Source organism: Candidatus Harpocratesius sp., from assembly GCF_054039255.1.
Map to the genome: position 1 here is coordinate 37,105 of NZ_JBPLBG010000049.1, position 13,268 is coordinate 50,372.

General features: G+C 33.9%; 11 protein-coding genes. 4 read left to right on the forward strand and 7 right to left on the reverse strand.

All coding sequences use genetic code 11. The annotated features are described in order from the left end of the window. Positions 1 to 242: 242 nt before the first annotated feature. From ACXLDF_RS11720 to ACXLDF_RS11750, 7 genes are all read right to left on the reverse strand, one after another. Complete coding sequence (locus tag ACXLDF_RS11720; protein ID WP_457558716.1) at positions 243 to 3,632, reverse strand: DNA-directed RNA polymerase subunit B; 3,390 nt, start codon at positions 3,630 to 3,632, stop codon at positions 243 to 245. 208 nt (positions 3,633 to 3,840) lie between these two features. Next, positions 3,841 to 4,098, reverse strand: a complete 258-nt coding sequence (locus tag ACXLDF_RS11725; RefSeq protein ID WP_457558717.1) for a DNA-directed RNA polymerase subunit H — start codon at positions 4,096 to 4,098, stop codon at positions 3,841 to 3,843. 364 nt (positions 4,099 to 4,462) lie between these two features. Beyond that, entirely contained in the window at positions 4,463 to 5,206 is a 744-nt protein-coding gene (locus tag ACXLDF_RS11730; RefSeq protein WP_457558718.1) for a class I SAM-dependent methyltransferase, read from the reverse strand. A 115-nt stretch (positions 5,207 to 5,321) separates the two neighbouring features. Beyond that, positions 5,322 to 6,344, reverse strand: a complete 1,023-nt coding sequence (locus ACXLDF_RS11735; RefSeq protein ID WP_457558719.1) for an RNA-guided pseudouridylation complex pseudouridine synthase subunit Cbf5 — start codon at positions 6,342 to 6,344, stop codon at positions 5,322 to 5,324. 325 nt (positions 6,345 to 6,669) lie between these two features. Continuing rightward, positions 6,670 to 7,038: a hypothetical protein gene (locus tag ACXLDF_RS11740; protein ID WP_457558720.1), complete on the reverse strand. Its 369-nt coding sequence runs from the start codon at positions 7,036 to 7,038 to the stop codon at positions 6,670 to 6,672. Between the two features lie 33 nt (positions 7,039 to 7,071). Next, complete coding sequence (locus ACXLDF_RS11745; protein ID WP_457558721.1) at positions 7,072 to 8,067, reverse strand: GTP-binding protein; 996 nt, start codon at positions 8,065 to 8,067, stop codon at positions 7,072 to 7,074. Between the two features lie 152 nt (positions 8,068 to 8,219). Further along, positions 8,220 to 8,810 carry a hypothetical protein gene (locus ACXLDF_RS11750; protein WP_457558722.1) on the reverse strand — a complete coding sequence of 197 codons (591 nt, stop codon included), beginning with the start codon at positions 8,808 to 8,810 and terminating at the stop codon, positions 8,220 to 8,222. A gap of 802 nt (positions 8,811 to 9,612) precedes the next feature. Between ACXLDF_RS11750 and ACXLDF_RS11755 the strand changes: the two genes are divergently transcribed. From ACXLDF_RS11755 to ACXLDF_RS11770, 4 genes are read left to right on the forward strand one after another with little or no spacing between them, the layout of a single operon-like run. Beyond that, positions 9,613 to 10,197: a phosphoribosyltransferase gene (locus tag ACXLDF_RS11755; protein WP_457558723.1), complete on the forward strand. Its 585-nt coding sequence runs from the start codon at positions 9,613 to 9,615 to the stop codon at positions 10,195 to 10,197. A 55-nt stretch (positions 10,198 to 10,252) separates the two neighbouring features. Continuing rightward, complete coding sequence (gene cgi121 / locus ACXLDF_RS11760; protein WP_457558724.1) at positions 10,253 to 11,065, forward strand: KEOPS complex subunit Cgi121; 813 nt, start codon at positions 10,253 to 10,255, stop codon at positions 11,063 to 11,065. Positions 11,066 to 11,100: 35 nt separating this feature from the next. Beyond that, the gene (locus tag ACXLDF_RS11765) at positions 11,101 to 12,183 is read left to right on the forward strand and encodes an mRNA surveillance protein pelota (RefSeq protein ID WP_457558725.1); all 1,083 of its coding nucleotides are present in this window, start codon (positions 11,101 to 11,103) and stop codon (positions 12,181 to 12,183) included. Positions 12,184 to 12,202: 19 nt separating this feature from the next. Further along, entirely contained in the window at positions 12,203 to 13,228 is a 1,026-nt protein-coding gene (locus ACXLDF_RS11770) for a radical SAM protein (protein WP_457558726.1), read from the forward strand. The last annotated feature ends 40 nt before the right edge of the window (positions 13,229 to 13,268 follow it).

Here is a 13,268-nt window from a genome sequence, read left to right on the forward strand (position 1 = left end):
AACGACGATGAAACGCGGCTTTTTGCTGAAATGGGTAAAGATTTACTCTTTAACTTTTGACAAATTGAACGGGAACAAATCCTTCCAAATCATCAAATGACGTTCCAAGAATATTGCGATTGGCTTGTGGATGAATTTACTCAGACAATTAATATATAACGTGCTTTGATTTTATCAAAATCTGGTGGTAAATGAGGAAAATGTAAAAAAAGTTATTTCATTGAGAAATCAATAAAAAAAGATTAAGCCCGATCCTTTAAAATCAAGCGAGGTGCCAATCCGAGCGACATCATTTCTTGCAACAGCAATTTAAATGCATATGAACATGTAACGCTAGAAATCTGCGATTTCTCACCACAAACTGGACAGTAGGTTCGATCTCGATTTCGATCATAAACAGAAAGTAAACCACATTTCTCACAAACCAAAATCTGAGTGCGATCTGATTCATCTAATAAACGTTCCTTTAATAACACAGCAGACCCGTGTCCAACTAAACAATCGCGCTCCATTTCTCCAAAACGAAGACCTCCTTCACGTGCACGACCTTCAGTCGGTTGACGGGTTAAAATTTGCACTGGCCCTCGAGCTCGCGCATGAATCTTGTCCGATACAAGGTGGTGCAGCTTTTGATAATAGACGCAAGCAAAATAGATACCTACGTCATATCTTTCTCCAGTGACGCCGTTATAGAGTGTTTCCCTGCCGCCATAGTCAAACCCATGTTCCACAAGGTGCAATTGAAGTTGATCCATATCTTCCATTTCGAATGGAGTTGCATTACCAATGGTTCCTGTTGCGGCAGCGACTTTGCCCAAACATCCTTCGAACATCTGTCCTAAGGTCATACGTGAAGGCATGGCGTGGGGATTGATGATTAAGTCGGGTGAGATGCCTTGAGCTGAGAATGGCATATCTTCTTGAGGTGATATTAATCCTAAAACACCTTTTTGCCCGTGACGTGAGGCAAATTTATCACCTAATTCGGGGATACGCAAATCTCTGACTTTAATTTTAATCAATTTATTACCGTCCAGTGTTTCGGTTATGATAACAGTATCAACGGTTCCCGCTTCTGAATGTCGCATATTAATACTTGTTTCTCTGCGTTGTGGCTGAGATAAGTCATCAAAATCATCATATGGATGTGTAAATCGAGGAGGGGAAGTTCGCCCAATAAGAACATCGCCACCATCACATACAGTTTCAGGTTCAATAATTCCATCATCAGCAAGGTGGCGGTATGCATCAGATGCTCGATAGCCTCGCACTTCTTTTTCAGGTACTTCAAATTTATCGAGTTGGCCTCCTGGATATTTTCGTTCTTCGCCTTCGTAGGTTCGGAAGAATGTACTTCGAGCCAATCCCCGTTCGATCGAAGCCTTATTCATAATAAGTGCATCTTCAATATTGAAGGCTTGAAAGGACATAATTCCCAAAACGAAATTTTGTCCAGCTGGGCGTGTATCGAAACCAATAATCTCCATTGCCCTTGTACTGGTTAAAGGTTTTTGAGGATAATGAAGTAAATGCCCACGAGTATCTAATCTAAGGTGAAAATTAGCCGCAAATATTCCAAGTGCTTGTTTTGCCATACCTGCTTCATAAGTATTTCGAGGACTTTGGTTGTGATCAGGGAATGGAATTAAAGATGCGGTGATACCTAAAATTGCGGCGGGTGCGATTTCCAAATGAGTATGTTCAGGTGTTAAATCGCGCTCACGCATGCAAATTAAGGCGTTTTCTTCTTCTTCAGCATCAAAATATTCAATCAAGCCGCGGGCGATTAAATCATTCCATTGTAATTGTCCTGTGCGGACTTTATCAACAACATCTTGTGTGATTAAAACTTTTCCATTTTTTACAACTAATAATGGACGCCGTGCACGTCCTGCATCACAGTTAATTTGAACTTCATTAGATTCAGGATAGTAGGCAATATTCACGTTTGGGTTAAGATCTCCCCGTCTTCGTTTCATACGAATTGTTTCAATCAATGGACGATAATTTGTATGAATTCCCAAAAGTTTCCCATTTAGATATATCTTTGCTTTCCCGCTTACTTCTTCCACTTCTTCAAGTGGGATTACGCCCAAATCGTAGAGGTCTGTTTCAATTTTTTTTTCATTTGTTCCGACCGAGATCAAAGCAGTTAACGCCAAGTTTTTAACAAGCCCACAATTGGGACCTTCTGGTGTTTCTGCAGGACATATTTTGCCCCATTGGGTTGGATGCAAGTCTCGTGCTTCAAAATGCGGTTGACTGCGGGATAGGGGTGAAATTATACGGCGTAAATGACTTAAAGTAGAAATGAAATTAGTCCTATCTAGTAATTGAGAAACACCTGCTTTACCTCCAACCCAATTTCCCGTGGCGAGTGCATGACGGATTCGTTCGGTAATAACATCTGCACGGACAGCGGTTTTAATATTGGGTTTTCTTCCTCTGACAGCAGTACGTTCCAATTGATATTTAATATCACGTGTAAGGTTTAAGAATGAAACACGAAAGAGAGATGTAAACAAGTCTCCTGCTAATTTCAACCGTTTATTCGCATAATGGTCTTTATCATCTGGGCGTCGAATATCTAGAGCAAGTTCTAATACTTTTTGTGTCATTTGACCTAAGAAATAGGCTTTACGAATACGATCTTCTTGTTCATATCCAATATGTGGTAATAAGTATCGATCAAGAATTTGCTGTGCTCTTTTAATACGGTATTCTCGTGTCTGACCAACTGCAACCCGTTTTCCTACGTAATCTAGCGCGTTCATCATAGATTTTTCTGGATCAGATACCACTTCGATTGCAGATGCAACGTCAATTATTGGAATTAATTCTTTCTGAATTTCGGGGTTATCACTGATAGCTTCAAAGATTTTTCGATCAGAATTTAACCCTAATGCCCGCATTAAAATTGCAATTGGGATTTTACCTGGAACTGAAGGTAAAGAAACGCGTATATTTCCATCTTTTCGTCTTTCAATGGTCACTGGGGCACGGAATCCATGTGTTGTGGAAAATACTTTGGCAATATGAGTGGCTGATGAACTACGGCTGGCTTCTTCAATTAATATTCGATTTGGAGCCAGATCTTCTTGAGTAACAAGTACCCGTTCCGTTCCGTTAATAATGAAATAACCACCAGGATCTAAAGGATCTTCCCCTATTTGAATAAGTTCTTCTTTAGTTGTCATTTTTGACAAAGGACATTTGGAAGATTTCAACATAATTGGCAGTTTACCTATATAAGTATTAATTGTTTCATTGTAATGGGGTCGTTGGGTTCGTTCATCAATAGTAACTGGAGTCATTTCCAAATATATTTTAGATGCATAGGTTAATTCACGAATACGGGCTTCCAAAGGAGTAATGGATTTGGTTGCACCATCTGCTTCGCGAACTTGTGGTTCTTCGACGGTTATTTTCCCAAAGATTATGTAAAAATCTGGAATATCGGGAATGATTTTTTTGGTTTCGTCACAGATTTGCTGTAAGGTTTCTTCTAAAAAGACATTAAAGGAGTCTAAATGCTGACGGACCAAACCGATTTCATTAAAGTAGGATTGGAGTAAATCCCACATATTTTCTGGAGTGGAAACAAAAGATTTGGAAAGAATGCTGCTATTCATTTTTGAGCCTCAGAGTAAATATTTCTTTTTTTTAAGAATTGTTTAATTTATGGTATTATTTTTTTAATGGAGAATAAATGACTTTTTTCTTTGAATCAGAACTGTAATTTTTATTTTAAGTTGATTTTGTTCAAATTAACTTTAATTTATTTTATAAGGTTCCTTTTTTAGTGTTTAAAACGGGGTTTTTTATGGTCTTTTACCATTTTTACCGACGTATTACCACAAAACGATAAGTATCGACAGTGTCGACAATCGTATCTGAATTTCGTATAATTTTAATCACATCGCCTTCTCGAGCACCTAAAGCAATGGCGGCAGGATCATCTTGAAAAATTCTGGGAAGATCCACAAGCCGAATGGCATAATCCTTCAATAATTGTGTCGTTTCATCTTTTGTTAAGATTGAATGAAACGGAACAAGAGAATGGGCTAAAACATCTAATTTTTTACTTTTTTTGGCCAAGGATAAATTCAACTCTCTCAAAGAAAATCATTGATAAAATGGGAAATAAAATAATTTCGGAGTTTCCAGTAGAAAATTTTGATCACTCCGTTGTGCACAAGATAGAAAAATCGCCATATTAAAAAAATTTTTCGACTTTTGAGGTCAAAAATATAGATATGATTAATGTGTTTTAGTTTGCTGCGAGAAATTATAAAAGGTGCATCTCCATAAGATTTGGCATGTTTTGGGCTCATTATTTGATTAATTTATTAAAATCAAAATTGACGAAAAAGATTTAAAAAAAAGAAACTTATTCGCACTTATATGCATCTTCCTGATCATGGTTGTAATGTATAAAATGTTATTTTTCAATAAATTAATTCTAAAAATAACCTGAAATTGATGATTTTCGGTGGGGAATATCTAGTGGTTTGGGGGAAAAAAGAATTACATGATAACCTGATTGCTTTTTAATTGTTTCGATATTCCAAGATGGTTTAATATCTAGTAATTTGGCTTGAAAAGCTTCAGCACCTAATTTTTTTTTATGTACATATTGAATAAATCCATTTTTTGTTAAAAGATCAGCCGCAGCTTCGAATAATTCAAGCATATTTTTATGTCCTGTTTTTAATGGAGGATTAGTATATACCGCATTAAATCTTATATTTGACAATTTTAATTTATCTACAGAATCTTGAAATGGACCGGGTAAGATCTCGATGTTTCTACATTTGTTTGAAACGATATTTCTTTTCAATAACCATAAAGCCCGTTCATTTACTTCAGATGCATAAATTTTATAAATGAGCGGAGTTATAGGTGTCGATTGGACTGTTTGCTTAGTAAGTTCATAAAATGCTAAATATTTTGACAACCAAATAGAAATTGGCCCGTATCCTGCACCTAAATCAAGGAAATATGCATTTTCTATGGGTGCTGGCAAAAAAATCGCGTTAATTAAGATTTCTGTTCCTTTATCTATGTTTTCTGGAGAAAATACTTCTCTTGCTGTCTGTAACACCATGTTTTGGTTACGTATTGAAACAAAGAGTTTTTTAATCCGATCAGCTGAAGCATGAGTGGGAGAAAAATAATGAGACATTTTTTTTTTTGAAGGAATCAAAATCACCTGAGTATTAGAATCGGTAAATTATGTAATATATCAAATATTAAAGTGAAATAATCCAGATTCGTATGGTTAAGTTAAATCAAATAGCGTATTAATTTGAAACAAAATTTTAACTGTTTAATTCTTGCTTGTTTTTTACTTCTTGCCAATTGGGATACCAACCACGAGGCATAAAAACCTTTTGAGTCTTTGCGCAAATTCCATGATTTGATTTCAAAATTTGGTGAGTTGTCATTAAGCTAATTGCAAAAGCTACTAATTCTCCTTTTTGGGTCATAATTGCGACCTGGTCTCCTTTTTCAATTGTTTTTTCTAAATAAAGCACACCTGCGATAGCTAGGCTCGCACCGTGTGCAATCGCATCAACAGCAGAATCACGAATAAATATTTTTTTCCAATGCTTTACCGCTTTTTCCATGGGAGTGATTAATACTCGTAGGTAGCGTTCATCTTTTTCTTCGCGATAAATTGTTAAGGCATCATGCAAATCTTGAAGAGTACAGAGTGTATCTTCACGAAAATCTCCAGTCCGCGTTCGACGTAATTCTACCATATGCGCACCACATAAGAGCGTTTCTCCTATATCAAAACATAGTTTCCGAATATAAGTTCCTGCTTCACATCCTACACGAAAAAGAACGAATTTATCTCTCACTTCCAGCAGTTGTGTGTAATAAATTTTCCGAATTCTAAGCCTTCTTGCAACTGAAGATTTTAATGGTGGGCGCTGATATAAGGAAGTAGTGTATAGGTTTAAAACGGCTTCAATTTTTTCTTTAGGTACCTCTTCATGAAGGTACATTACACAAATATATTCTTTACCAGCAGTAAGTAAAGCACGAATTACTTTAGTTGCCCTTCCTAAAGCAATAGGTAAAACTCCCGTAACTTGTGGATCTAAAGTTCCTCCATGGCCTGTTTTTGAAAGATCAAAGAGTTTCTTCACCCATGATGCTACTTCATGTGAAGTTGGTCCTTGAGGTTTATCTAAATTGACAATACCCATATTTACATGGTGCTCAATGGGACGGTTATCTGGTTCAAAGCCGTATTGTGGATCTGTTGCTTCTTCGGCTTTGATAACATAGACATGAGGTTTTGCTTCATATGGAAGAAGGTATTCGAAACTCACATGTATTAAAATCAAGGATAACCTTTGAAAATTTCTTTTTTAGCTAAGATAGGAGATCGGGGAGTATCCGACATAATTTCCTTTTTTTTATGAACCTTTAAAATAAAGAATCAAATTTTTTTTAGATTATTGAATAGATCGGCATATTATGACGCTTATTTTTCAGAAGATTGCCAAGAAATAATAATTAATGGAATTGTTTGATTCAAAGAATGATTAAAGGATGCTGCAATTTTGTCGAATTTACAACCAATCTTTCGTGTATTGTTATTTTTACTTATTATAAAGAAAAGTTGCGAAGTGCAAATAAGTGCGAATAAGTTTTTTAGTAAGGTTCTTCAAATCTTCCGTTTTTCACTTCTAATCGGGGTGGTTTTGAATAAGGATTAAGATCTAATAAGATTTGTTCAGGTACACTGAATTCTCGTAAAGCTTGATGTTCTACCCATATTGAAAACTCATAATTTCGTGATTTTGGAGGAAATAGTTCTACTAAATGCAAGTCTTCTTTAGTTTTTTCTCTTTTCTGGATTTCAACGGTAAATGTTCCACCGCAGCAGTGTGTATCAACAAGAACAACTGCAATTTGTTCTAAAGTGGATTTGTTGACACTTGATGAAATATAATCAATTGCTGATGGGGTAATTTGAATAGTAAATTCTTCATTATTTGGAAGGTTTTCATTTTTATCCATAAATATTAACACCATATCTTTTTTAGCGCTTTTTTAAGCGAGTTTTTCTGTTATTTTCGTTTTTTCTAAAAACAAAAATGCAAGTGTTCGAAAAGCTTCTTCTACTACGTCTCGATTCAAAGCACTGGTTTCAATATAGGGTAATCCGAGCTTTTGTCCCAATGCTTTTCCTTGCTCTTTAGTTATTTTTCTTTCATTTTTCATGTCAATTTTGTTTCCGACTAATATTAACATTATGTCAGGTTCAATTCGTGTTGCTTCATTATACCACTTTTCGATATTTTCAAACGTTTCTGGGCGCGTTACATCGAAAACGAGTAAACCTGCTTTAGCTCCCTGAAAATAAGTTTGTCGTACTCTTGTAAATTGCTGCTGTCCTGCCAAATCAAAGAGAGTTAACCGTACTTCTACTCCCCATTGATCAAAAATCACGGCCTTTTTCATGATACTTACGCCTATAGTAGCTTTATAATCCTTATCAAACGAAGCGTCGACAAAATTATTAACTAATGTTGTTTTTCCAACAGAACCATCTCCACCAAGAATGGTTTTCAATACATAGGCACCTTCCTTAATAAGAATTCGAACAATATCCTCATTACGGATAGAATCTTGTTTGTGAGCATGAAAACTTGGAATAACAGGGCTAACAGGTCTACCGTCTAAGATTCTGGTTACTTTTTCTGCACAAAGGTAGGTATATGGAAATAACTCATCAATAGAAGACATAGCATCGGCGACTACTACTAAAATTGCTTCAGGACCCGCTTCACAGAAAATTAGTCGGTGATCTGCTGTATCAAATGAACCTGTTCCAAAATTTCCACTTTGAAATTCTGAAGAAATTCTTTTTAAAACAGGTTCTACTAAGGCAGCGATTCCCCCTAATAGTTCTTCATCAAGACCTTCTTTAATTAAACTCGCCAACACTAAACCTTCTCGATCTACGATAACCACAGCGAGCAGTTCATCTCCCACAGATTGGAACATCCATTTAAGCAGATCATCGAGAATTTTGTGATAGGCCATGATCTATTATATCATGAATAGTGAGACCTATTAATTTTTTGGGGAGAAAAGAAGTTTAATGGATATTAATGTCTCAATGATAACAAATATGTGAACTTTATGAATAAAACTAATTCGCACTAATCTACAGCAAATTTATTATTTAAAAATGTTTAGTTGGTTATTTGTTGTGGTGTTTTCTCTGCTATTTTTCTTTCTGGTATCTTTTTAAAAATTCCGGCGAGAAATGATGCTAATAATACCAAATAGAGCGAAAAATCGTAGAAATTGTGAAAATGAAGAATAAGATCTCCTGGTTTATTGCTGTTTATAGATACTCGGTCACCAAATAACGATTTAAAATGATTTTTTCCTATAGATATAATTTTTTCTTTCGGTTCTGAGATTGTGTGAAAGAAAATTTTTATTCCAGCCTTAGGAAATGATTTTTCACTAAGATAAAATGGAAAAATTGATTTTATATCATCGAATTTTTTAGATTGTTTAGAAAATCGTAGGACTTGACGAGAAGAAAAAGGTTGATTAAGCATTTTAAATACAGAAAAATCATTGTAAATATACAGCAACCCTTTTTCGACGATTTCTAAATAGAATTGTGAGCCTATTTGTTTTTCCAACAAATGATTAATATAATCTGCATTTTTTTGAATCTTTTGAAAAATTTCGGGGTGATCAGAGGTAATTGAAACGTAAATTTGATTAGAGTGATCAATCTCTTCTTTATATTGCTGTGAATAAGTCATCGCTTAGCTCCCATTTTTAAGTTGGAATAATCAAATTTCCAACTTTCCTTTTTTAATTTTTAACTAATTCGATATGAAAAAAGTTGATTATTTAAAATTTCTGATTGGAATAATTATTAATATTTTATCAATGCTCTGTAATATTAAGTTGTATGATCAACCATTATGAATCTTTTTTTTCAGTTTTTAGCAATAATTTTAGCACAGAAGTTTGAATATTCATATGAATTTTTTTGGATATGTTTTAAGGGTAAATGCTGCGAATAAGTTTGATTTATTGTTCCATAATCTGACGAATTCAGCTAATTTATAAATTTATACTAATTAAGTAAATATCGTAATTCATGTTAGGACGACCAAAAGAGAATTACCAAATAATTCATTAATCAATTCTGAATAAAATCTGACAATAAATTATAGAAATATCAATCGTTATTCTTATAATTTGTCTAAATTGCCATTTTACAATAGTAAGATCATATACCACAAATAAACGAACAAATACAAATCCTGAGATACCTTGAATGCATGAATCTTGATTGTTTTCACTTAAAGGAACATCTATCTACATGATCTTTTCTCAAGGCGCTCTATGTGCTTATATTAATTCACATAAAAGTTTTCAACTTTAATCTTATTTTTTTCAATTAATGTCTCCCTTATTTTTCTAATTTTTTGGAATCGTAGTTATTATTTAAATAAAATTGCTGAAAAAACATTAGTAGATTTTGATCATCCATATTTCTTCAATTTTTTATTTATAAATCGGAAAAAATAAATCAAAATCAACGTTTTTACCTATATGGATGCCTCAAAAATTCCTAAACTAGAACCTATCGATGGAGAATATTACTTCACTTACACCCAAATGCACCGATTGGTTCAAAAATTGGCGAATAAAATTAAAGATTCTGGATTTAATCCCGATTTTATGATTGCCATAGGAACTGGAGGATTTATCCCTGCTCGAATCCTTAAAATTTATATAAATCGTAAAATCTTAACTGTTGGTTTAAGTTATTACGATGAAAATGATATTCGGATGGATAAATTGCACCGAATTCAGTGGTTGGATGATGATCAAGAAAAACTAAAAGGAAAAAATGTTTTACTGGTTGATGAAGTTAACGATACTGGGAGAACACTGGAATATACTTTAAAAGAATTGTTAAAATGCAACCCAAAAGAAATTGCAGTTGTAGTATTGCATGATAAGAAAAAAGAAAAAAAAGGGCACATTCCCTCTGAAATTAAACGTTACTTTGTGGGAGAATACACTTTAGATAGTTGGATACATTATCCATGGGAAGCTACAGATATTGATTTTCATAATTATATGTCTGTAAAATTCGTCCAAAAAAATGGGCGCTATATTTTTGAGTGCTAAATAATGAATGAAATGAAATTGAATTAATAATTAAAATAATTAATACTAGGTGATAATGATTACATTTCAAGTAAATTCGATTTATGATGATGTTACCAAGAATTTTCAATCTTGCCCTCAATCCCAGTATAAAAAGAAGATAGGATTTATCTTGTTTCGTTATTATGGAAATGTCAATAAATTATATTCTTTTATTTTAGAAAAAGATACCATTGATAATTACCTGGCCCTTAAGGATGAAATCAAGGGAAAATTCTCTGTTTCTTATCAAGTTCTCCGATCACCTTTGGTATTTTCATTACATCAACTTAAAATCATTTTGCACCGAATTAACTATGCCTTTCAACAAAAATATAACATTTCTAATCATCCTGAAATGGAACTGCTCCTATATTTATCTTTACAGCGTCAAATAAGTGTAGCAGTGACATTTGCAGGAGGATTAACACCAAAATTGAAAAATAAACTAAACCCAAAAAATGAAAAAGAGACCAAAATTCAATGTGATCACATTCTTTTTGGCGATTTGAAGCAAGTTCAAAGAGCATTTGAGTATCTCCTTCATTATATTCCAGAAAACAATATTGATTCATGGTCTCCCCCTTCTGAAGAAGAATTGATGCAAATTATCCAAGATTACGGATTTTCTTATCAGAAATTGCTTCATTCAAGAGGAGAATACCAGTCTTTTAAGGTACCTTCTTCTTTTCTATCTAATCAACTAATTTCATCACAAAAAGAAACCGAAATGAAGGAAAAATTTTTCAAGTTAAGTCACTCTCATCAAATTGCAGCAATAGAAGATCTTTTCAATATATCAAATCTTAAACAATTCTTGGAAAATATCCGTCCTACCAAACTATATTAATCCAACCTAAAAATAATTAAGGAGTAGATATTATCGTGCAAATACTAAAAAATAATACCCGAAATGGAGAACTGCTGGTACAAATTGATTCATTGGATGATCTATGGATTTTATATAACATTATTCTTCCAGGGGATCAAATTAAGGGGCGAACTGTTCGGCGTGTTGTCTTGCGTGAAGGTGATCCTGGTCAAAGAAAACCAATGACGCTTTTGATAACTGTCGAAAAAATTGAATTTCATGAATTTACTAATCGACTTCGTGTTACTGGTGTGATTTTGGAAGGTCCTGAAGACTATGTATCTCATGGTCAACATCATACATTCAACTTAGAACCTGGGCACCAAATTCGCATTTTCAAGGAGAAATGGTTTAGAAACGATATAGAACGTATCAGGCGGAGTATGACTAAAAAAGATACAAATCAAATTCTTGTAGTGGCGATAGAAAATGGGCTTGCAAATATTGCTATTCTTTCGAATTATTCTTTGACACCAATTGTTGAAATTAATGAAAATATACCTGGGAAACGTTATAAAAAACAGATGCATAAAGCAGCAGTTGAATCTTTTTATCGTCAAGTCTATAATGTCTTGAGGGAGAACTGTGAAAAATTAGGAATAGGATTTATTGCTATCTGTGGACCTGGATTTGAAAAAGAGCATTTTTCTGAGTATTTTCACACTCATCACGATCAACATGATTATTCGGTAGAAATTCGAGTTATTAATGCAAGTTCAGGTGAATTAAGCGCAGTTTATGAAATTCTTCGTAATGGAAGTTTGGCTGCATTAAAAACAGATTTTAAACTGGCTCAAGATGAAATGATTATGGCAAAATTCATTGAACATTTAGGAAAAGATAATGGAACGGCGGTATATGGTCTGAAGCAAACCGCTCTTTGTTCTCAAATGGGTGCTGTTGAAGATCTTCTTATTTGTGATGTGTTATTACGATCGGCAAATAAAGAAAAACGTCAGCAAATTGAAGATGCATTAAATAATACCGAAGCTGCACGGGGAACAGTCCATATTCTAAGTACCATGAACCCTGCTGGTGAACAATTACAAGCATATGGTCAAATTGCTGCTGTACTACGTTATAAAGTTGATTTATAAAGTAAAGTGATTTTTATTCATGCGAAAAACTGCCACACCTTTAATTGAAATTGGGGATCAGCTTCATGTTCCCCTATTTGGTTTAGATTTTTTAGGAATTTTAGATAGAGGAACCAATGTTCTAGAAGTAAAGCCAATTACCATCTGTAATTTATACTGCAAATATTGTTTTGTTTCTGCAGGGGATTACCGCCGTAATTTTCTTGCCGAACCAGAGTATTTACTAAAGTGGATTAAGAAAGCAGTCGAGATTAAGCAAGATGATGCGATTGAAGTCCATTTAGCTCCCTACGGTGAGATCTTTTTATATTCAGGGCTTGAAAAACTAATTAAAGGACTTCGCAATATTCCAAAAATTGCCACAATCAGCATGCAAACAAATGGGCTCCTTCTAAATTCAACTTTGATTCAAAAACTTGAATCATGGGGGTTAAATCGATTAAATATTTCATTAAATAGTATGGATGAACAAGCATGTGCTAATTATTGTGGAGTGAAATCTTATAATTTATCAAGATTGCTTCAAACTTTCGAAGATATCCTTTCTACAAATATGGATCTATTAATTGCTCCTGTATGGTTTAAAGGTGTTAATGATCAAGGAATTGAGGATATTATTTCATATGCTGTGAAAAAACGCTCTGAAGGATATGAATGGCCCAAATTCCGGCTTGGAATCCAAAATTACTTAGTTTATAAAACTGGAAGAAAGATTCATCGTGCAAAAATGAGGGAATTTTCGTATTTTTACAGTGTTTTACATAAAATGGAGCAAAAAACGGGATTAAAGCTCAAATTGGGTCCAGATGATTTTGATATACATAAAACTTTTCCTGTAATGCCCTCGGTGAGGAGAAATCAAAAAGCAAAAGTTAAAATTTTAATGCAGGGGCGCTGGAAAAATGAATATATTGCTCAACTGGATGAAAATTGGGCTGTAAAGGTTCTAAGCAAGGTTCCTCTTCAATCTCAGCAACATATTCAAGTAAAATTCATAAAAAGCTTGTTGCATGGAAATTTATTAACTGCAATTCCCTCTGATTAGATCCATTTTTAGTAATTGTGCGAATAAGTTTTAGAAAAAA